This window comes from Streptomyces lydicus (genome assembly GCF_000717345.1).
Classification (GTDB): Bacteria; Actinomycetota; Actinomycetes; order Streptomycetales; family Streptomycetaceae; genus Streptomyces; species Streptomyces lydicus.
Map to the genome: position 1 here is coordinate 1 of NZ_JNZA01000007.1, position 20,891 is coordinate 20,891.

20 protein-coding genes and 1 tRNA gene are annotated in these 20,891 nt (G+C 72.5%); 8 read left to right on the top strand and 13 right to left on the bottom strand.

The genetic code is table 11. From position 1 onward, the window contains the following. Positions 1-205: 205 nt before the first annotated feature. The 4 genes from OO62_RS07490 to OO62_RS07505 all read right to left on the bottom strand — a co-directional run bounded on the left by OO62_RS07490 (position 206) and on the right by OO62_RS07505 (position 4,891). Positions 206-1,087 carry an S-methyl-5'-thioadenosine phosphorylase gene (locus OO62_RS07490; RefSeq protein ID WP_033266468.1) on the bottom strand — a complete coding sequence of 294 codons (882 nt, stop codon included), beginning with the start codon at positions 1,085-1,087 and terminating at the stop codon, positions 206-208. Between the two features lie 123 nt (positions 1,088-1,210). Next, on the bottom strand, positions 1,211-1,546 hold the full coding sequence (locus OO62_RS07495; protein WP_033266469.1) for an FmdB family zinc ribbon protein: 336 nt from the start codon (positions 1,544-1,546) through the stop codon (positions 1,211-1,213). Between the two features lie 135 nt (positions 1,547-1,681). Next, positions 1,682-2,992 (bottom strand): MFS transporter, encoded by a 1,311-nt coding sequence (locus tag OO62_RS07500; protein ID WP_033266470.1) that lies wholly within the window; start codon positions 2,990-2,992, stop codon positions 1,682-1,684. Positions 2,993-3,364: 372 nt separating this feature from the next. Continuing rightward, positions 3,365-4,891, bottom strand: coding sequence for a potassium/proton antiporter (locus OO62_RS07505; RefSeq protein ID WP_077192674.1), 1,527 nt, complete (start codon positions 4,889-4,891; stop codon positions 3,365-3,367). A 189-nt stretch (positions 4,892-5,080) separates the two neighbouring features. On the opposite strand from OO62_RS07505, the gene OO62_RS07510 reads away from it, so the two are divergent. Then, positions 5,081-7,804: a penicillin acylase family protein gene (locus OO62_RS07510; protein ID WP_033266471.1), complete on the top strand. Its 2,724-nt coding sequence runs from the start codon at positions 5,081-5,083 to the stop codon at positions 7,802-7,804. Positions 7,805-7,876: 72 nt separating this feature from the next. On the opposite strand, the gene OO62_RS07515 is transcribed toward OO62_RS07510, so the two are convergent. Beyond that, entirely contained in the window at positions 7,877-8,476 is a 600-nt protein-coding gene (locus OO62_RS07515; RefSeq protein WP_077192672.1) for a 5-formyltetrahydrofolate cyclo-ligase, read from the bottom strand. Positions 8,477-8,587: 111 nt separating this feature from the next. Between OO62_RS07515 and galU the strand changes: the two genes are divergently transcribed. From galU to OO62_RS07550, 7 genes are all read left to right on the top strand, one after another. After that, a complete protein-coding gene (galU, locus tag OO62_RS07520) occupies positions 8,588-9,490 on the top strand; it encodes a UTP--glucose-1-phosphate uridylyltransferase GalU (protein WP_033266473.1) in 903 nt (300 codons plus the stop codon). Between the two features lie 4 nt (positions 9,491-9,494). Next, entirely contained in the window at positions 9,495-10,835 is a 1,341-nt protein-coding gene (glp, locus tag OO62_RS07525; RefSeq protein ID WP_033266474.1) for a molybdotransferase-like divisome protein Glp, read from the top strand. 71 nt (positions 10,836-10,906) lie between these two features. Further along, entirely contained in the window at positions 10,907-11,389 is a 483-nt protein-coding gene (gene moaC / locus OO62_RS07530; protein ID WP_033266475.1) for a cyclic pyranopterin monophosphate synthase MoaC, read from the top strand. After that, complete coding sequence (locus tag OO62_RS07535) at positions 11,386-11,889, top strand: MogA/MoaB family molybdenum cofactor biosynthesis protein (protein ID WP_033266476.1); 504 nt, start codon at positions 11,386-11,388, stop codon at positions 11,887-11,889. Before moaC ends, OO62_RS07535 begins: the two co-directional genes overlap by 4 nt. Continuing rightward, positions 11,886-12,518 carry a GNAT family N-acetyltransferase gene (locus OO62_RS07540; RefSeq protein ID WP_077192671.1) on the top strand — a complete coding sequence of 211 codons (633 nt, stop codon included), beginning with the start codon at positions 11,886-11,888 and terminating at the stop codon, positions 12,516-12,518. The genes OO62_RS07535 and OO62_RS07540 overlap by 4 nt, the downstream gene beginning before the upstream one ends. Before the next feature lie 151 nt (positions 12,519-12,669). Further along, positions 12,670-13,698: a divisome protein SepX/GlpR gene (sepX, locus tag OO62_RS07545; RefSeq protein ID WP_033266478.1), complete on the top strand. Its 1,029-nt coding sequence runs from the start codon at positions 12,670-12,672 to the stop codon at positions 13,696-13,698. 102 nt (positions 13,699-13,800) lie between these two features. Beyond that, positions 13,801-13,873: transfer RNA gene (locus OO62_RS07550), tRNA-Ala, on the top strand. A 50-nt stretch (positions 13,874-13,923) separates the two neighbouring features. Here the strand turns inward: OO62_RS07550 and OO62_RS07555 are convergent. The 8 genes from OO62_RS07555 to OO62_RS07590 all read right to left on the bottom strand — a co-directional run bounded on the left by OO62_RS07555 (position 13,924) and on the right by OO62_RS07590 (position 20,829). Next, positions 13,924-14,352, bottom strand: a complete 429-nt coding sequence (locus OO62_RS07555; protein WP_033266479.1) for a hypothetical protein — start codon at positions 14,350-14,352, stop codon at positions 13,924-13,926. 251 nt (positions 14,353-14,603) lie between these two features. Further along, positions 14,604-15,152 (bottom strand): M23 family metallopeptidase, encoded by a 549-nt coding sequence (locus OO62_RS07560; RefSeq protein ID WP_033266480.1) that lies wholly within the window; start codon positions 15,150-15,152, stop codon positions 14,604-14,606. Between the two features lie 152 nt (positions 15,153-15,304). Continuing rightward, positions 15,305-16,570, bottom strand: a complete 1,266-nt coding sequence (locus tag OO62_RS07565; RefSeq protein ID WP_033266481.1) for a glycosyltransferase — start codon at positions 16,568-16,570, stop codon at positions 15,305-15,307. Positions 16,571-16,645: 75 nt separating this feature from the next. After that, on the bottom strand, positions 16,646-17,515 hold the full coding sequence (locus tag OO62_RS07570; RefSeq protein ID WP_051732863.1) for a MerR family transcriptional regulator: 870 nt from the start codon (positions 17,513-17,515) through the stop codon (positions 16,646-16,648). A 184-nt stretch (positions 17,516-17,699) separates the two neighbouring features. Further along, entirely contained in the window at positions 17,700-18,095 is a 396-nt protein-coding gene (locus OO62_RS07575; RefSeq protein ID WP_033266482.1) for a GntR family transcriptional regulator, read from the bottom strand. Between the two features lie 148 nt (positions 18,096-18,243). Continuing rightward, positions 18,244-19,272: an ABC-2 transporter permease gene (locus tag OO62_RS07580; protein WP_033266483.1), complete on the bottom strand. Its 1,029-nt coding sequence runs from the start codon at positions 19,270-19,272 to the stop codon at positions 18,244-18,246. After that, the gene (locus OO62_RS07585; protein ID WP_033266484.1) at positions 19,269-20,204 is read right to left on the bottom strand and encodes an ABC transporter ATP-binding protein; all 936 of its coding nucleotides are present in this window, start codon (positions 20,202-20,204) and stop codon (positions 19,269-19,271) included. The genes OO62_RS07580 and OO62_RS07585 overlap by 4 nt, the downstream gene beginning before the upstream one ends. Positions 20,205-20,298: 94 nt before the next feature. Then, positions 20,299-20,829, bottom strand: a complete 531-nt coding sequence (locus OO62_RS07590; protein ID WP_051732864.1) for a GNAT family N-acetyltransferase — start codon at positions 20,827-20,829, stop codon at positions 20,299-20,301. Positions 20,830-20,891 lie beyond the last annotated feature (62 nt).

The following is a 20,891-nucleotide window of genomic DNA, read 5'->3' on the forward strand; positions in this document are numbered from 1 at the left end:
TCGTCGGCAGCGTCAGATGTGTATAAGAGACAGGTGTGGGGGTGTGCGGAGAGCATGGGTGGCACCGCCTCGGTGGGGTGGGAAGGAACCGGCGATCACCACCGTGCCGCAGTTCGCTCCGGCCCGCTCCGGCCTGTGGACGGCCCCGCCCGTGTGGATAACTCGGCCACCCGGGAGAGGGAGACCGAGGGGCGGCGGCGTGGCGCTACGGCAGCTCGATGCCCAGGTCCAAGCCCCCGTGGGCGTCGACGCACGGGCAGTCGCGGGCCGTGGTCTCAGGGAGGGCGGCGACCGTGTCGAAGAGCACCTCGCGCAGCCGGCCGACGTTCTGCGCGAAGACCTCCAGGACCTCTTCGTGGGAGACGCCGTCACCGGTCTCGGCGCCCGCGTCCAGGTCGGTGACCAGGGTCAACGAGGTGTAGCACAGGCTCAGTTCGCGGGCCAGGACGGCTTCGGGGTGGCCGGTCATGCCGACCACCGACCAGCCCTGGGCGGCGTGCCAGCGGGACTCGGCGCGGGTCGAGAAGCGGGGGCCCTCGATGACGACGAGCGTGCCGCCGTCGACCGGTTCCCAGTCGCGGCCGCGGGCGGCCGTGAGGGCGGCTCGGCGGCCGGCAGGGCAGTAGGGGTCGGCGAAGGACAGATGGACGACGTTGGGGACGCGCCCGCTCCACTTCGTTCCGCCTCCGCTCTCCGTCGCGTCCGAAGAGGCGGGGCCGGGCAGCGGCTCGCCGTCGAAGTAGGTCTGGACGCGGGCCTTGGTGCGGTCCACGAGCTGGTCGGGGACCAGCAGGGTGCCGGGGCCGTATTCGGGGCGCAGCCCGCCGACCGCGCAGGGGCCGAGGACCTGGCGCACGCCGAGTGAGCGCAGCGCCCACAGGTTGGCGCGGTAGTTGATGCGGTGCGGCGGAAGGCGGTGGTCGCGGCCGTGCCGGGGCAGGAAGGCGACCTGGCGGCCGGCGATCTCGCCGAGGAACACCGAGTCGCTCGGGCGGCCGTAGGGAGTGGCGACCGTGATCTCGGTCACGTCGTCGAGGAAGGAGTAGAAACCCGATCCGCCGATTACACCTATGTCCGCGTCAGCCATGGCGGTCACCTTAGCGGGGCCGCGCACGCCGGACCGTGGCGCCCCGGTGGCGGACATGCGGCGGACCCCGCCGTCAGGGACGGCGGGGTCCGAAGAAGCCGGTGGTGCCGGTGGCGCCGGTCGTCAGGCCGCGGAGCTGGTGCTCGTCGTGCTGCTCGACGACGACGCCGCCGGGGTGGACGACTTGGTGTCGGAGCTGCTCGACGAGGAGCCCGCGGAGTCCGAGGAGGACGAGCCGCCGGACGTGGTGGAGCTCTTCGCGGGGCTGCTGCTGGACGACGAACCGCGACTGTCGTTGCGGTAGAAGCCGGAGCCCTTGAAGACGATGCCGACCGCGGAGAACACCTTCTTGAGGCGTCCCTGGCAGGCGGGGCACTCCGTGAGCGCGTCGTCGGTGAACTTCTGCACCGCCTCGAGGCCCTCGCCGCACGCGGTGCACTGGTACTGGTAGGTCGGCACTTGACTTCCTCCTGGCACTCTCACTCGATGAGTGCTAACGACGCTCCATATTGCAGTATTCCCGTGCGTCCGTCCACCGCGACGAGGCCACGGTGACCGACCCCACGTCCCGGACCACGTCCGGCAGCGGGTCCGTCAGGCGTTCGTCAACTCCCGTCCCCGTTCCTGTTCCCGCTCCCCGGACGCGTGTCCGGCGGCGGTGGCTGCCGCGGAGCCCGCCGCGGCGGACGCGGCTGCCGGGCGCGGCACCAGGTGGGCGCGCAGCGCCAGCAGGACCACGAAGGCCAGCGCCGTGCCGGCGAGCGGCACCAGGAAGCCGGTGCTCGGCCCGAAGCGGTCCGCCAGCTGGCCGGCGGAAGTGGCGGCGGCCGCCTGGCCCAGCGCGACCGCGCCGGTCAGCCAGGTGAACGCCTCGGTACGGGCGGCGGCCGGCACCAGCGACTCGACCAGCGTGTATCCGGTGATCAGGGCCGGGGCGATGCACAGGCCGACCACCAGGCCGACCGCGCCCAGCAGCGGCACCGCGGAGAGCGTCCACAGCGGGGTGGTGGCCAGCGCCAGCAGGCCGTAGGCGACCAGCAGCCGGCGCCGCGGGCCGACCTTCCAGGCGACGGCGCCGCAGACGATGCCCGCGAGCATGTTGCCGCCCGCGAAGATCCCGTAGAGCACGCCGTTGATGCCGGGCTGGCCGATGTGCTGGGTGAACGCCGTCAGCGAGACCTGCATGCCGCCGAAGACGGCGCCGATGCCGAGGAACGCGACGATCAGCACCCGCACGCCGGGCACCGACAGGGCCGAGACCCGCGGTGCGCCACCGGACGCGTCCGTGTGGACCGGGGGCTGGCTGCGCTTCTGCGAGGCGAACAGCAGGCCGCCGGCCAGCGTCAGCACCGCCTCGGCGACCAGGCCGGCCGCCGGGTGGATGCCGGTGCACAGCGCCGTCGCCAGGACCGGGCCGACGACGAAGGTGAACTCGTCGGTGACCGACTCGAAGGCGGCGGCCGTCGGCATCAGCGGGCTGCCGCCGAGCCGGGAGGCCCAGCGGGCCCGCACCATCGGGCCGACCTGCGGGGTCGAGGCGCCTGTGGGGACGGCCACCGCGAGCAGCGCCCACAGGGGGGCGTGCGCGAGGGCCAGGGTGATCAGCGCGCACACGCCGGCGACGTGCACCAGCACGCCCGGGATCAGCACCGCGCGCTGCCCGAAGCGGTCCGCGAGCTTGCCGCTCTGCGGGGCGAACAGCGCCATCGAGACACCGGTCGCGGCGGAGACCGCGCCGGCGGTGCCGTAGGAGCCGGTGGTGGACTGGACGAGCAGCACGATGCCGATCGTCAGCATCGCGAAGGGCTGCCGGGCAAGAAAGCCGGGCAGCAGGAATGTCCATGCGCCGGGGGTGCGGAGCAGTTGTCCGTAACCGGGACGGGAGTCCTTGACCGCGGATGCCACGGCCGGGCCTTTCTGCCGCCTGGTAGCGCGCCGCCCGCAAGGTCGTCACGGGTACGCGCCGAGAGCTGTCCTCTCGCGCAGGACCGAGTGATACCGCGTGGTCCGCACCCCGAGAGGCGGCTGCGTGTGGCAGGGGACCGCGGCCGCCGAGCGGTCGCGCCAGCTCTGCATCAGGCAGAGTTGGTTCGTAGATGTTCGTTCTTCATACTACAGGTCGCACCGCGTGAAGCCCTGGGATTAACCAGGGCTTCACGCGGTTTTCCTTGGGATCCGTGGAGATCTGCAGCACATTTCCGGGGTGATCGCGCCCGGACCGGCGCGGCGGTCCGCCCGGGCCGCGGCCCGTGGGCCGCCTGTTCCGCCTGCTCCGCCTCAGGTCCGGCCGCCGCGGTGCGGGCGCCGGTGCGGGGTGCCGCCCGTGCCCAGCCAGCCGGCCAGCTTGCCGCCCTGGGAGACCGCCTGCAGCCGCCGCTCGGCCGCGTCGCGCACCGGGTCGGTGGCGACCACCAGCAGTTCGTCGCCGCGCCGCAGCACGGTGGACGGCGCCGGTACGAAGCTGGAGCCGTCCCGGACGACGAGGGTGACCGCGGCGCCCGCGGGCATCCGCAGCTCGCCGACCTCCACACCGTGCATCCGCGACGACGCCCCGATGGACGTCGACAGCAGATGGCCGCGCAGCCGCTCCAGGGGCGCCGACTCGATGCCCAGGTCCGCGGCCTCCTCGCCGTCGCCCAGCCGCAGCCGTCTGGCGAGCCAGGGCAGGGTCGGCCCCTGGATGAGGGTGTAGACGACGACCAGGACGAAGACGATGTTGAAGACGCGTTCGCTGCCGGGCACGTCGCCCACCATCGGGATGGTGGCCAGCACGATGGGGACCGCGCCGCGCAGTCCGGCCCACGACAGCAGGGTCTTCTCCCGCCAGGGCACCCGGAACGGCAGCAGTGCGGTGAACACCGACGTCGGCCGGGCGACGAGGGTGAGGATCATGCCGATGACCAGCGCGGGAACGATGTCGTCGAGCAGATTGTGCGGGGTCACCAGCAGACCCAGCAGGACGAACATCCCGATCTGGCCGATCCAGCCGAGGCCCTCGGCGAAGCCGCGGGTGGCCGGCGCGTGCGGCAGTTTGGCGTTGCCCAGGATCACCGCGGCCAGATAGACGGCGAGGAAGCCGGAGCCGTGGGCCAGCGCGCCGGCCGCGTAGGCCGAGACGGCGATGGCCATGACGGCGATCGGGTAGAGGCCGGACGCGGGCAGCGCCACGTGCCGCATCCCGTAGGCGCCGAGCCAGCCGATGGCCAGGCCGATGGTGGCGCCGATCGCGAGTTCCAGGGCGATCTCGCCGAGCAGGACGTACCAGTGGTCGACCTGTCGCGGGGTGGAGAAGGCGACGACCAGGATGACCACCGGGGCGTCGTTGAAGCCGGATTCGGCTTCGAGGACACCTGTCAGGCGCGCCGGCAGCGGCACGCTGCGCAGCACGGAGAAGACCGCCGCGGCGTCCGTGGACGAGACCACGGCGCCGATCAGCAGCGCCTGCCGCCAGTCGAGCCCGGCCAGATAGTGCGCGCCGGCCGCGGTGACGCCCACGCTCACCGCGACGCCGACCGTCGACAACGCCGCCGCCTGGGGAAGGGCCGGTTTGATCTCTTTCCATTTGGTGCCCAGGCCGCCCTCGGCGAGGATCACGACCAGCGCGGCGTAGCCGAGGAGTTGGGTCAGTTCGGCGTTGTCGAAGACGACGCCCCCGATGCCGTCCTGCCCCATGGCGATGCCTATCCCCAGGTAGATGAGCAGGCTGGGGAGCCCGCTGCGCGAGGAGAGGCGTACTGCGGCGACCGCGATGAGCAGCACGAGCGAGGAGAGCAGCAGGAGTTCATTGAGATGGTCGACAGTCAGGAGCTGGTCCTTCCTCGCACGGCCGGGCGTCGGACTGGGGGTGTTTCCTTACCGTATCTAGTTACTGAGACTAACAATTTACCATTACTTGAAAGTCGGATGCGCTGGCCCTGACTCCGCGTAGGGGTCGCCAAACCCGTGCGCCTATGGTTGCTCCAGCACTCCCACCCTGCCCCTCGAAGGACAGAGATGCCCGCCAACAAGTCCGGCCCGGTCCCCAGGAAGAAGAAGGGGCGGCGCGGCCGCCTCGTCGCGATCACTGTCGTGCTGCTGCTCGTGGCGGGCATCGGTTTCGGCGCGTTCTGGGGAGTGAGCACCGTGCGTGCCTCCTTCCCGCAGACCACCGGCTCGCTCAAACTCCCGGGCCTGACGGACCCGGTGGACGTCGTCCGCGACGCCAACGGCATCCCGCAGATCTACGCCGACACCGATGAGGACCTCTTCCGCGCCCAGGGCTACGTCCAGGCCCAGGACCGCTTCTGGGAGATGGACGTCCGGCGCCACATGACCGCCGGCCGGCTGTCGGAGATGTTCGGCAAGAGCCAGGTCAAGACCGACGAGTTCCTGCGCACCCTCGGCTGGCACCGGGTGGCGCAGAAGGAGTACGACACCAAGCTGTCGGCCGGGACCAAGAAGTACCTCCAGGCTTACTCCGACGGCGTCAACGCCTACCTCAAGGACCACGGCGGCTCCGCGCTGTCCCTGGAGTACGCGGCACTGGACTTCCAGAACGACTACAAGCCGGAGAAGTGGACGCCGGTCGACTCGGTGGCCTGGCTCAAGGCGATGGCCTGGGACCTGCGCGGCAACATGCAGGAAGAGATCGACCGCTCCCTGATGACCAGCCGCTTCACCCCCGAGCAGATCGCCCAGCTCTACCCGGCATACCCGTACAAGCGCAACAAGCCGATCGTCGACGGCGGCACGGTCGACCCGGCCACCAAGCGGTTCTCGCCCAAGGGCTCGGCCCACTCCACCGCCGCGTCCGCCGGCGCCGCCGCCACCGGCCTGCAGTCCCAGCTGTCGTCGCTGTCCAAGACCCTCGACAAGGTCCCCGCGCTGCTCGGCCCCAACGGCAACGGCATCGGCTCCAACTCGTGGGTCGTCTCCGGCGCGCACACCCCCACCGGCAAACCGCTGCTCGCCAACGACCCGCACCTGGCGCCCCAGATGCCCTCGCTCTGGTACCAGATGGGCCTGCACTGCCGTACCACCGGCCCCAAGTGCGGCTACGACGTCTCCGGCTTCACCTTCTCCGGCATGCCGGGCGTCGTCATCGGCCACAACCAGAACATCTCCTGGGGCATGACCAACCTGGGTGCGGACGTCACCGACCTGTACCTGGAGAAGATCAACGCAGACGGGTACCTCTACGACGGCAAGCAGCAGCCCTTCGTCACGCGCAAGGAGACCATCAAGGTCGCCGGCGGCGAGAGCCGCGAGATCACCGTCCGCTCCACCAACAACGGACCGATCGTCTCCGACCGCGACGACGAACTCGGCAACGTCGGCAAGGGCGCCCCCGTCGGCAACGCCGCACCGGACCGCGGCGACGGCTACGCCGTCTCGCTCCGCTGGACCGCGCTGGACCCCGGCAAGTCCATGGACGCCATCTTCGAGCTGGACCGGGCCAAGGACTGGAGCAGCTTCCGCAAGGCCGCCGGGCACTTCGAGGTGCCCTCCCAGAACCTGATCTACGCCGACACCCAGGGCAACATCGGCTACCAGGCGCCCGGCCGGATCCCGGTCCGCGGCAAGGGCGACGGCCACTTCGACGGCACCTACCCGGCGCCCGGCTGGGACCCGGCCTACCAGTGGAAGAGCTACATCCCGCAGAAGGCCCTGCCGTACGAGTACAACCCCGAGCGCGGCTACATCGTCACCGCCAACCAGGCCGTCGCCGATGAGAAGTACCCGTACCTGATCACCAAGGACTGGGGCTACGGCTCCCGCAGCCAGCGGATCAACGACCTGATCCAGTCCAAGATCAAGGACGGCAGCAAGGTCTCCACCGACGACATGCAGGCGTTCCAGAAGGACAACAGCAGCGAGATCGCCCGGGTGCTCACGCCCTACCTGACGAAGCTCGACATCAAGGACAAGTACGTCCGCGACGCCCAGCAGCTGCTGGAGGGCTGGGACTTCACCCAGGAGCCCGACTCCGCTGCGGCCGCCTACTTCAACGCCGTCTGGCGCAACACCCTCAAGCTCGCGTTCGGCAACAAGATGCCCAAGGAGCTGCGCCCCGAAGGGCAGTGCCTGACCGTCCGCCCGGCCGACGAGACCGGACCCGCCGACGAGAACGACAAGTACGTCCGCGAATGCGGCCAGCGGGCCGGCGACACCGCCCAGCCCGACGGCGGCGACCGCTGGTACGAGGTCGTCCGCACCATCCTCGACGACCCCAACAACGCCTGGTGGAAGACCGAGGACCGGCCCGGCCGCCCCGGCGACAAGAACCGCGACCAGCTCCTCGCGCACGCCATGAAGGACGCGCGCTACGAACTGACCTCCAAGCTGGGCAAGAACATCGACAACTGGACCTGGGGCCGGCTGCACCAGATGTTCCTGAAGAACCAGACGCTCGGCACCGACGGTCCCGGCTTCCTCCAGGGCCTGTTCAACCGCGGCCCGTGGAACGTCGGAGGCGGTGAGGCCGCGGTCGACGCCACCGGCTGGAACGCCGCCGGCGGCTACAAGGTCACCTGGGTCCCGTCGATGCGGATGGTCGTCAACCTCGCCGACCTCGACAAGTCCCGCTGGATCAACCTCACCGGCGCCTCCGGGCACGCCTACGACGCCCACTACTACGACCAGACCGACAAGTGGGCCAAGGGCGAGCTGCTGCCCTGGGCGTACAGCGAAGCGGCCGTGAAGAAGGCGGGCAAGGACACCCTGACGCTCTCGCCGTAGGGCCGCCGCCCTCGCACACCGCCGACGGGCGGGCCGGAGTCCTCTCCGGCCCGCCCGTCGGCGTTCCCGGGCTCAGCCGGGGAACCGGTGCACCGCCGACGGCGTCACCGCGGCGTGCACCCGCCGGTCGTGCGGCTCGGCCGGCACCTCCTGGAGCACCTCGTCGTCGTACAGCAGCACCACCAGCGAGGTCCGCGCGCCGGCCCGCTCCAGCCGCGCCAGCACCCGGTCGTACGAGCCGCCGCCGCGCCCCAGCCGCAGCCCCCTCCGGTCCACCGCCAGACCCGGCAACAGCACCACGTCCGCCCCGGTGACCGCCTCGGGGCCCAGCCGCTCCCCGGCAGGCTCCCGCAGCCCCCAGCCGGCCGGAACCAGCCGCTCGGGGCCCTCGTAGAGCGCCCATTCCAGATCGTTATCAGGCAGCAGCACGGGCAGCAGCACCCGCACCCCGGCCGCCCGCAGCCGCTCCAGCAGCGGCCCGGTGGCGGGCTCCCCGCCGATCGAGACATAGCCGGCGACCGTAGGGGCGGGGCCGGTCCGTTCGGCGGGCGGAGCGGCGAGATACCGCGCCAACTCGTCAAGTTCCAGGGCCCGTCGGGCCAGGGCCTCGCCCGTCGCCGCGACGACATCCGGCGGCAAGGATCTTCTTACCTCCAGGAGACCCCGCCGCAACCTGCGCTTTCTATCGTGCTCAGTGCTCACTGTGTGCCCTTGCTCCCGCTCTCATGCCCTATTCACCGGACCCTCATCATCGTTCCGAATGGGCCGGTTATGGTGTCGCGCATGACCCCATCGCACACACGGATCAGCAAGGCTGTCATCCCGGCAGCCGGCCTCGGCACCAGGTTTCTCCCCGCCACGAAGGCCACACCCAAGGAGATGCTCCCGGTCGTCGACAAGCCCGCCATCCAGTACGTGGTGGAGGAGGCGGCCGCCGCCGGACTCTCCGACGTCCTGATGGTGACCGGCCGCAACAAGCGCCCGCTCGAGGACCACTTCGACCGCAACTACGAACTCGAAGAGGCCCTGCACCGCAAGGGCGACGAGTCCCGCCTCGCCAAGGTCCAGGAGTCCAGCGACCTGGCGACCATGCACTACGTCCGCCAGGGCGACCCCAAGGGGCTGGGCCACGCGGTGCTGTGCGCCGCGCCCCACGTCGGCGACCAGCCCTTCGCGGTCCTCCTCGGTGACGACCTGATCGACCCCCGCGACCCCCTGCTGGCGCGCATGGTCGAGATCCAGGAACAGCACGGCGGCTCGGTCATCGCCCTCATGGAGGTCGACCCGGCGCAGATCCACCTCTACGGCTGCGCGGCCGCCGCCCCCACCGGCGACGACGACGTGGTGACCGTCTCCGACCTGGTCGAGAAGCCCGACCCGGCCGACGCCCCCAGCAACCTCGCCATCATCGGCCGCTACGTCCTCGACCCGGCCGTCTTCGAGGTGCTGCGCAAGACCGACCCGGGCCGCGGCGGCGAGATCCAGCTCACCGACGCCCTCCAGGCCCTGGCCGCCGACCCCTCCCTGGGCGGGCCGGTGCACGGCGTGATCTTCAAGGGCCGGCGCTATGACACCGGCGACCGTGGCGACTACCTGCGTGCCATTGTCAGACTGGCATGCGAACGTGAGGACCTGGGCCCCGACTTCCGGGCCTGGCTGCGCAGTTACGTCACCGAGGAGATGTAGGACGTTGAACAACGCCACCGGCCGGACCAGCCACCAGGACCGCGTCTGGTCGGTGGCCGAGCACCTCGACGACGTGCTCTCCACCATCGCCCCCCTGGAGCCGATCGAGCTGCAGCTCCTCGACGCCCAGGGCTGCGTCCTGGTGGACGACCTCACCGTCCCCGTCGCCCTGCCGCCCTTCGACAACAGCTCCATGGACGGCTATGCCGTCCGCGTCGCCGACGTGGCGGACGCGAGCGGGACCGCCCCGGTCACCCTCACCGTCATCGGCGACGTCGCGGCGGGCAGCGGCGAGCTGCCGGAGCTCGGCCCCGGCCAGGCCGCCCGGATCATGACCGGCGCCCCGGTCCCGCCCGGCGCCGAGGCTGTCGTCCCCGTCGAGTGGACCGACGGCGGCTCCGGCGAGGGGCCGGCGGACACCATGCGCGCCCACAGCGCCGCCCCCCAGGACGCCGCCGGCGAGGTCCGCGTGCACCGCCCGGTCACCGCCGGCGCCCACATCCGCGCCCGCGGCAGCGACGTCACCGAAGGCGAGCCGGCCCTCACCGCGGGCACCGTCCTCGGCCCCTCCCAGATCGGCCTGCTGGCCGCCCTCGGCTACGGCACGGTCCGGGTCCGGCCCCGCCCCCGCGTCGTGGTGATGTCCACCGGCAGCGAACTGGTCCAGCCCGGCGAGCCGTTGGGCCCCGGCCAGATCCACGACTCCAACAGCTTCCAGCTCACCGCCGCCGCCCGCGCCGCCGGCGCCCTCGCCTACCGCGTCGGCGCGGTCGCCGACGACGCCGACACCCTCCGCGCCACCCTGGAGGACCAGCTCATCCGGGCCGACATCCTCGTCACCAGCGGCGGCGTCAGCGTCGGCGCCTACGACGTGGTCAAGGAAACCCTGACCGCGCTGTCGGAGGAGACGGCACCGGACGGCTCGCCGGTGTCCGGCCGGGTCGAGTTCCGCAAGCTCGCCATGCAGCCCGGCAAGCCCCAGGGCTTCGGCCTCATCGGCCCCGACCGCATCCCGCTGCTGGCCCTGCCCGGCAACCCGGTCAGCTCGTACGTCTCCTTCGAGCTCTTCGTCCGCCCCGCCATCCGCGCCCTGATGGGCCTGCCCGACGCGCAGCGCCCCACCGTCCCCGCCCGGTGCACCGACGCCATCGCCTCCTCGCCCCAGGGCAAGCGGCAGTTCCTGCGCGGCTCCTACGACGCAGCGGCCGGCACGGTCACCCCCGTCGGCGGCCCTGGTTCCCACCTGATCAAGGCCATGGCGCACGCCAACGCCCTGATCGTCGTCCCCGAGGACACCACCGAGGTCCCCGCGGACGCGGACGTGGACGTCCTGCCGCTGGGATAGCCCGCCGGGTGGCCCACGGCCGCCAGGGGTACGGTGTCGTCCCACAGGCGGCAGTTTGGACCGGGAGAACGATGAGCAGCGGCCAGCAACACCTCACCCATCTCGACGCGGCGGGCGCGGCGCGGATGGTCGACGTCTCCGCGAAGGACGTCACCGCCCGCACCGCCACCGCCCGTGGCCGCGTCCTGGTATCGCCGCAGGTCATCGAGTTGCTGCGGGGCGAGGGCATGCCCAAGGGCGACGCCCTGGCCACCGCCCGGATCGCCGGCATCATGGGCGCCAAGCGCACCCCCGACCTGATCCCGCTCTGCCACCCCCTCGCCGTCTCCGGCGTCAAGCTCGACCTCGCCGTCACCGACGAGGCCGTGGAGATCACGGCCACCGTCAAGACCACCGACCGCACCGGCGTCGAGATGGAGGCGCTCACCGCCGTCTCCGTCGCCGCGCTCACCGTCGTCGACATGGTCAAGGCCGTCGACAAGGCCGCGGTGATCTCCGACATCCGCGTCGAGGAGAAGACCGGCGGCAAGTCCGGCGACTGGAGCCGGTCATGAGACCCGCCCGCGCCCTGGTCGTCACCGCCTCCAACCGCGCCGCGGCCGGCGTGTACGCCGACAAGGGCGGCCCGCTGCTCGCCGAGGGCCTCACGGCCATGGGCTTCGAGGTCGACGGCCCCCAGGTCGTCCCCGACGGCGACCCGGTGGAGGCCGCCCTGCGCCAGGCCGTCGACTCCGCCCGCTACGCCGTCATCCTCACCACCGGCGGCACGGGCCTCTCGCCGACCGACCGCACCCCCGAGGCCACCCGCCGGATCCTGGACCACGAGGTCCCCGGCATCCCCGAGGCGATCCGCGCGGCCGGCCGCGCGAAGGTCCCCACCGCCGCCCTCTCCCGCGGCCTGGCCGGAGTCGCCGGTACGACCCTGATCGTCAACCTCCCCGGCTCGACCGGCGGCGTCCGCGACGGCCTCGCGGTCCTCGCCGACCTCCTGCCGCACGCCGTCGACCAGATCCGCGGCGGCGATCATCCCCGTCCTTCCGGGAGCCCGAGCTGAACGCGCCCTGGCCGGTGGTCCTGACGGACGGTGATGTCACCCTCCGCCCGATAAAGGTGCGCGACCAGCGGGCCTGGCGCGAGGTCAACCGCCGCAACCGCGACTGGCTGCGCCCCTGGGAAGCCACCATCCCGCCGCCCCCGCCCGGCCTCGCCCCGCCCCACCGGCCCACCTACCGGCAGATGGTCCGCCATCTGCGCGCCGAGGCACACGCCGGCCGGATGCTCCCGTTCGTCGTCGAATACCGGGGCCGGCTCGTCGGACAACTCACCGTCGCCGGCATCACCTGGGGCTCCATGTGTTCCGGCCATATCGGCTACTGGGTCGATCAGGAAGTCGCCGGCCGCGGCGTCATCCCGACCGCCGTGGCGCTCGCCGTCGACCACTGCTTCCGTTCCGTGGGACTGCACCGCATCGAGGTCTGCATTCGCCCCGAGAACATCCCCAGCCGCCGCGTGGTGGAAAAACTCGGCTTTCGCGAAGAAGGCATCCGCCCGCGCTACCTGCACATCGACGGAGCCTGGCGCGACCACGCGGTTTTCGCCCTCACCGCGGAAGAAGCCCCCGAAGGGCTGCTCAGCCGCTGGCACCAGCAGAAACCCGCCGCTCCCGGCACACCCCACAAATAAAATAAACGTTCGAATGCAATCCCGAATTGGCCCGATTGGTGGGGGTGCGGATCTCTACCATCACAAAAAAGTTCGAGATATCAGCCAGATCGTGCGACACACCGGCCCAATTGGCGGATGGCCCCATGCAAACCCCTCTACCGTGTGAGTTGTGAGAAGCAGCGGCCTCATCTACGCAGTCATCGTCGGGGCCTGGGCCGCCTACTTGGTGCCGATGTGGCTCCGTAGACAGGACGAGCTCAACGAGGCCCGGCCGACCGAGCGCTTCAGCACCGCCATCCGGCTGCTGTCCGGACGCGCGGCCATGCAGCGTCGCTACGACAAGGAGCGCGGGGAGTACCCCGCCGACGACGCGGGCGACGAACCGGCCCCGGACGCCCTTGCCGACGAGGCCGCCGCGGGGCCCTACGGCGACCCCGCCCCCGTGGACGAGCCCGAGACTCACACCCGGGTGCAGCCCTCCGCGCCGCGCCCGTCCCTCTCCGAGCGGGCCAAGCGCGCCAAGGTCCTCGCCCGGCGCCGGCGCACCATCACCGTCCTCTTCCTCACCTTCACCACCGGCGCCATCGTCGCGGCCGTCGGCGGCCTGCCCTTCCTCTGGGCCCCGGCGATCCCCGCACTGCTCCTGACCGCGTACATCATTTACCTGCGCGCCCAGGAGCGCCGCCGCTTCACCTTCACCATGGACCAGCGCAAGGCGGAGGCGGCGGCGCAGCGGCTGCGGGAAGGCCGGCACCGCCCTCGCCAGGCGGCCGACCAGCCGCCCGCCGACGACCACCCGGCCGACGTCCACGCTGACGCCCCCCTCGACATCGCCCCCGAACCGCCCCGCGCGGCTCCCTCGTCCCGCCCTTCCCCCACGGCCGGCCGCCGCGCCGTGGTCGAGGAGACCGACCACGCCGAGTGGGTCGACCAGCAGCGCGAACGCGAGCGCCCGCGCCCGGCCACCGGCAGCTGGGACCCCGTCCCGGTCCCGCTCCCCACCTACGTCACGGCCCCGGTCGCCCCGCGCGCCACCAGCCACGTCGACCTCGACGCCGAGGACGCCTGGAGCTCCGCACGCTCCAGCGCCGCCCCCGACCACCCCCAGCCCGACACCCCCGCCCGCCGCTCCCGCGGCCGCACCCCGCTCTTCGACCAGTACGAGGACGAGGACCGCCCCCGCGCCGCCAACGAGTGACCCACCCCGCACCGGGCGAACGAGTGACAGCCCTCCACTGACCAGCACGGGAAGCGATTTCCGAGCACCGCGACCGGGATGCTAGAGTTTCTCTCGTCGCAAGGGCCTGTGGCGCAGCTGGTAGCGCACCTCGTTCGCAACGAGGGGGTCAGGGGTTCGAATCCCCTCAGGTCCACAGCACGTCAAAGCCCCCGCCGGGGATATCCGGTGGGGGCTTTGACGTGGTCAGGGCTGGGTGCGGCTGATCACTCGGCCTCGTTCGTCGCGGCGGTGCTTTCCCGCGCTGATCGACAGGCAGACCACCGCGGCGAACACGATGAAGCCGGCGGTCACCGTCAGCAGGTGCCACCAGCCTCCGTTGCCGACGCCGACCCAGGCCAGCACCACGGCGATGGCGAGCAGGGTGAGCCCCATGGAGATGCCCACCCAGTCCCTGGAGCGCACGTCCTCGTCCTCGATGAGGGTGGAGATCGAGGCGTCGACGTGTTCCCGGTACCGGCTCTTGCCCTCCAGGTCGTCGGGCATCATCGCCAACAGCTCGATGTCGCGCTTCAGTCGGTCTCGACCGTCGTAGCGCGTCCGCCGGCTTTGCCAGACGACCCCCGCGAGCGACAGCAGAGCGATCAGCACCGGGGTGAGGTCGGTCCACTTCATGGGGCTGGAGGCTACGGAGTGCGGCACCGCACCTCAAGGGCACGCAGGGCGCCGGGACGTTATTCGGGCGGGGCGTCATATTCGTGGGGGCGGGCGGGGTCAGCACGGTGACGTACTCGCCACGGCCGGGGGCGCAACGCCGCTCCGGCGACTGCCTGATGAGGAGCCTCTTCGATGTCCATTGCTTGTGGGGCTTATGAGGCTTGGGGGGCTGGTGGGGTGTCAGTTCGGGTGGGGGTGGGGGCGGGTGGTCAGTGGAGGAGGAAGGGGAGGTGTACGCCGTGTCTGGCCAGGTAGGTGAGGGGGTTGATGTCTGATCCGTAGCGGCGGCTGGTGCGTACCTCGAAGTGGAGGTGGGGGCCCGTCGCGCGGCCGGTGGTGCCGGTGTAGCCGAGGCGGGTGCGGGCGCCGACCTTCTGGCCGGGGCGGACGGTGATGCGGGAGAGGTGGCCGAAGAGGGTGTAGCGGCCGTCCTTCATGCGGATCGTGACGGCGTTGCCGTAGGCGCCGGACCTCTTGGCGAGGACGACGGTGCCGGAGCCGACGGAGCGGACCCGGGTTCCGTTGCGGACGGCGAGGTCGATGCCGGTGTGGTGGCCCGCCTGCCAGGTGCCGCGTACGCCGTAGGGCGAGCTGACGCGGTAGTGGGACCAGGTCTTGATCGGGCGGGTCCAGGAGTCCGCGGGGGCGGCCAGGGCAGTCTGGGCCACGGTCAGGCTGATGACCGAGCCCAGGGCCGCCGACGCTATGGCGTGCAGCAGCGTTCTGCGAAGCGGGGTGCTCGTGCGGTAGGTGGTCATAGTTGCGAGCCCACGCCCTGTGGCCGCCGGTCGCATCCCGGGGAGGGGCGGCGGGCGGCCGATCGGGTGGCGGGACCGTACGGGTGGCGGGACCGTACGGGAGGGTGGGCGAACCCCCCTGGCGGTGTCCGGCCGGTGGTCGGCCGGGTCGCTCAGGTGGTCAGGCGGGCGACCGTTGCGGCCACCGAGCCGGCGCCGTCCTCGGTGGCCAGGCGGCGGGCGGCGTGGCCGGCGCGTTCGCGGAGGGCGGGGTCGGTGGCGGCCCGGCCGAGGGCGTCGGCCAGCCGGGCCACCGCGTCCTCGGCGGAGAGGTCCTTGAAGGGGATCGGGGTGGCCGCGGCGCCCAGCGAGGCCAGGCGGGCGGCCCAGAAGGGCTGGTCGGCCGTGACCGGGACGGGGACGGTGGGGATCCCGGCGCGCAGGCCCGCGGCGGCGGTGCCGGCGCCGCAGTGGTGCACCACCGCGGCCATGTGCGGGAAGAGCAGGTCGTGCGGGACCGCGTCGATGGTCAGGACGTCGTCCGTCGGGGCCGCGGTCAGGCCGGCCCAGCCGGACTGGAGGACGCCGCGGACCTTGGCGCGGCGCAGGGCCCGTACCGCGAGGTCGCCCAGCCGCTCGCCCTCGCCGCCCGCCATGCTGCCGAAGCCGAGGAAGACCGGGGGCGGGCCGGCGGCGAGGAAGTCGTGGAGCACGGGCGGGAGTTGGGTGTCGGGGGCGTGCCAGGGCCACCAGTTGCCGACGACCTCCAGGCCGCTCGGCCAGTCCGCGGGGCGGGGCACCAGGACCTCGCTGAAGCCGTGCAGTACCGGCCGGCCGGTCGCTTCGGCGCGGCGGCGGACCGTACGGGGCGTGGCGGGCGGCAGGCCGAGCCGGGTGCGCAGTTCCCGGGTGGCGTCCGCGTAGAGGCGGTCGATGACGCGGAGGGAGAGGCGGCCGGCGGCGCGGTTGCCCCAGCGGCCCAGGGAGCGGCCGCCGCTGACCACGGGGGCGAAGTCGCCCGTGGGGGTGCCGGGGACGAGGGGCAGGTCCAGGGCGGGGATGCCCATCGCCTCGGCGAGGTTGCGGCCGAGCGGTGCGGTGGTGGCGGACAGCAGCAGCAGGTCGGTGCCGGGGCCCTGCTGGGCCGCGTCGGCGAGGCCGCCGCCCAGCTCCTTGACGAAGGCGGCGGCCCGGCGCAGGAGGTCGCCCCGGCCGGCCGGGGCGGCGGGCCGGGCCGGCGCGGTGGGGTCGGGGTGCCGGGTGCGCGGGTCGGCCGGCAGCCGGCGGAACTCCAGGCCGGCGGCGCGTACGAGGGGGGCGTAGCTGTCGTGGGTGGCGAGCGCGACGTGGTGGCCGTCGGCCAGGAGGCGGGCGCCGAGGCCGGTGTACGGGGCGATGTCGCCGTACGAGCCGGCGGCGGCGAGCAGGATTCTGGGCATGGGTGGACCAACCTTCGGGCCAGGGGGAGGGAACTATGAGCTAGCTACGGGGCGGGGCGTGGCCGCGCGGGTGGTTCAGGAGGCGTCGGGGGCCGCGGGCGGCGGCTCCGGTGCGTCCGGTGGCTGCGGTGCGTCCGGCGGGGTGGCCGTGGCCGGTGTGCCCGGCGGGGTGGGGGACGGCCGGCGTGCGGCGTTGGCGTGTACGGCCGTGCGGAGATACGGGGCGAGGCCGGGGCGCTGTTCGCCGGGCGGGACGATCAGGGCGAAGGCGCGCGGGTCGGCGGCGAACTCGTCGGCGATCCGGCCGTGCATGTCGGTGGGGCACGGCGTGAACCAGCGGATGAGGTGCTGCCGGTGGTCCTCCGCGAGGTCCGTCGCCCGCGCGCCGTCCGCCGGTTCCCCGGCCTCGAAGGCGGCGATCAGCTGCCCGCGCCACTCGGCGGACTCGGCCATGATCTTCGCCCAGTCCTCCTTGGAGTGCGCGGCGGCCCGCGCCATCGAACGCTGATGGCCCTCGCTGTGCTGCCACTTCAGGTGTGCCTGGGTGGCGTAGGTGAGGTCGAAGGTCACCTCGCCGAAGACCTCGAACCGCTGCTCGGGGGTCAGCTCCACCCCGGTCTGCTGGACCTCCATGGCCCGCTCGGCGACCTCCACCAGCCGTTGCAGCGAGGCGATCTGCTCGGTGAGCAGGCGGTGCCGGGCGCGGAGGTGGTCCAGGGCGTTGGCCTGCGGGTCCGCCAGGATGGTGGCGATCTCGTCGAGGGGGAAGCCGAGTTCCCGGTAGAAGAGGATCTGCTGGAGCCGGGCGAGGTCGGCGTCGCTGTAGAGGCGGTAGCCGGCCGGGCTGCGCTCGCCGGGGCTGAGCAGGCCGGTCCTGTCGTAGTGGTGCAGGGTCCGCACCGTGATCCCCGCGAAGCCGGAGACCTGCCCGACCGAGTAGCCCATCGCAGCGTCCTTCGCCCCGTCGTCGTGCCGGTTGCCGGCCGGGTGGCGGCCCGGCCGGTGGTGCGGCGTGCCACCACCGGCGTACGGGCTGCTTTCTCCGTACGACGCTCAGGGTGCGGCCTGACGTGGGGTCAGGGTCAACCCGGAGGGGCGACCCGGCCGGGCCCCGCGGGCCGGGGCCCGCTCACCCCTGCGCGTACCGCTCCTGGAGCACCGAGTTCACCAGCGCCTGGACGTCCTCCCGGTCCAGGCCCTCCCGCTGGGCACGCTCCATCCAGGAGCGGAGTTCCTCGCGCAGCAGGGCGTCCGCCGCGGAATCGGGGCGGGCCAGCGTACGGCTGACGAACGTGCCGAGGCCCGGGCGGGGTTCGACCAGGCCCTCGCGCTCCAGCTCGCGGTACGCCTTCAGGGTCGTATTGGGGTTGACCTTGGTGGTGGCGGCGACCTGCGCGGCGGTGGGCAGCCGGTCGCCCTCGACGAGGATGCCCAACCGCAGTGCCTGCTGGACCTGTTGGACGATCTGGAGGTAGGTGGCGACGCCGCTGCGGCGGTCGATGCGGAACTCGACGACGCTCACCACCTCTCTGCTGCTTCCACCCGTGTCACGCCGTGTGCCGCCGGGGTCGCTGTCACGCTGTGTGCCGCCGGGACTGCGCTGCCCGACCGCTTGATGATCGGGCCGCCCGTGCCGGGTGTCAAAGCGCCGCCCGGGTGCCGCGCCCCGCTGTTCAGAGCGGCCGCCGGTGGGTCCGCCACACGACGAGGGCCAGGACCGCGGCGGTCAGCGCCAGCAGTATCCCCGCGCCCAGCCACTGCATGCCGGGCATCTGCCCGTAATCGAAGTACTGGGTCACCCGGTTGACGATGCCGAGCTTGGCCCGGCACGCCGCGGTGTCGCCGTTGACGCAGGTGCCGTAGCCGTAGAGCCTGCCGTCGGCGGTGGAGACCCAGTCGTCGATCCGTACGGAGCCGGGCGGCAGGTGGGGGCCGTCGCCGTCGTACGGATAGCTGAGGCTGCGGAGCGTGCCGAGCCGCTCGCGGACCCGCTCGGACCAGACCACGGAGAAGGCGAAGCCGAACACGGCGGTGGCCGCCATGGCCGGCACCACCCGCTTGGCCAGCAGGCCGAGGGCTATGCCGCAGGCGGCCAGGAAGAGGGTCTTGGCGACCGGGACGGGGCCGGTGCTGTCGAAGGCGCCGCTCTGCAGCCAGTCGCCGCCGCCGACGAGGTCGTGGGCCGGTGACCACAGCCAGGTGAAGGCGGCCGACAGCAGCGCGGTGCACACCGCGGCGACCGCCAGCGGCAGCCCGAGCGCGACGGCGATCCACCGGCCGCGGCTCACCGACTGGGTGGTGACCAGCCGGATCGTGTTGTGCTCCCGCTCACCCGCGATGAGCGGGGCGCCGAGGAAGACGCCGACGAGCAGCGGCAGGGACTCCATGAACTGGAGGTCGCGGTTGAACATCGGGGTGAAGCTGCTCTGGAACTCGTCGAGCAGCCGCCCGTCCCCGCCCGGCGCGGACCCCTTCCCGTGCAGGAAGTCCAGCACGCCGATGCGCTGGTACGCGAAGAGCGCGCAGCTCGCGAGCGTCACCAGCAGGCCGATCCGCAGCAGGGTCCGGTGCCGGCGCCAGACCACCCAGGGCAGGCCGCGCAGCAGGGCGCGGCGCGGGGCGGGGGTGCCGGCGGGGGCGGGCGCGGAGTCTGCCGCGGCCGTCGTCGTGCCGGCGCGGCCGGCCGTACTGTTCCGGCTCATGCCGCCGCCTCCTTCGTGGCGTCGCTGTCGATCCGGGCCTCGTCCGTGATCAGGACGGGCGCCTCGGGCGAGCGGAGGTAGGCCAGCAGGACCTCCTCCATGCTCGGCACCAGGGCCTCCCAGCTGTCGGAGAGCGGGCCGCCGGGCCGGATCAGCGCGCTGAACTGCCGCCCGGTGACCCGGGACTCGACCACCGTGTGCTGCCGCAGCAGTTCGTCGGGCACGCCGCTGTCCCCGCCGGCCACGCCGGTCACCAGCATGTGCGCGGGCACCAGCTCCTCGGTCTGCCCGGCCATCCGCAGCCGGCCCTCGGCGAGCACGACGAGGTAGTCACACATGTCCTCCATCTCGGAGAGCATGTGGGACGACATCAGCACGGTCGTGCCGTGCTCGGCGGCCTCGGCCATCAGCAGCCCCGACAGCTCGTGCCGGGCCAGCGGGTCGAGGTCGGACATCGGCTCGTCGAGCAGCAGCAGCTCGGGCCGCTTGCCGAAGGCGAGGGCGAAGGCGACGCGGGTGCGCTGGCCGCCCGAGAGGGTGCCGATCCGGGCGGTGAACGGCACGTTGCCGGACCGTACGATCCGCTCGGCCAGCGCCTGGTCCCAGCGCGGGTTCAGCTCGCGGCCCAGCCGCAGGATCTCGGCGACCGTGAAGCGCGGATAGAGCGGCTTGTCCTGCGCCAGGAAGGCGAACCGCTCCAGCACGGCCGGGTCGCCGACCGGCACGCCGAACAGCTTCAGCGAGCCGGTGGTCGGCTGCACCAGCCGGGTCGCGGTGCCCAGGAAGGTGCTCTTGCCCGCGCCGTTGGGACCGACGAGCGCGCAGATGTGGCCGGCGGGGAGCCGGAACGAGCAGTCCTCCAGGGCCCAGCCGCGGCGGTACTTCTTCCCCAGTCCTCGGGCCTCGACGGCCCATGAGTTCGGCTCGCTCACCTGGATCCCCCTTTTAGCTAGTTCATTAGTGGAATGAGTATGGGGAGCGGCGCGGAACCCTGTCAACAAAAGCGTGGCGGGCCGGCCCGGCCCCTCAGCCGGCGGGCCCGGTCAGCGGCTTCGCCATGCACCGGCTGTCGTCGTACGTCCGGTACAGCCCGAACTTCGTCACCGGCGCATAGCCGGAGGAGGCGTACAGCTCCAGCGCCTCGGGCTGCTTGATGCCGGTCTCCAGCACCATCCGGGAGCGGCCGGCCGCCCGCGCGTCGGCCTCCAGCGCGGCCAGGATCTGCCGCGCCAGGCCCCGCCCGCGGGCCTCGGCCGTCACAAACATCCGCTTGATCTCGGCGTCGCCGGCCGCGTACCCCTCGGCCGCGTCCTCCTGCACCCGCCAGCCGCCGCTGGCCACCGCCCGGCCGCCGTCGTACGCGAGCAGGTAGATCCCCTGGGGCGGCACGAACATCCGCGGGTCCAGCGGGGTCATGTCACCGTCGCCGTAGCGCTGGACGTACTCCTGCTGCACCAGCGCGTCCAGCGCGACCGCGTCGGGGTGGTCGTAGCGGACCGGGCGGATCTCGACGGGGCGGGTGTCGACGGGGCGTATCCCGGCGGGGCTGCTCTCCATTCCATGAAGCGTACGGGGGGCCGGGCGGGGGCGGCGAAGGGACCGGAAACGATCAACCGGCG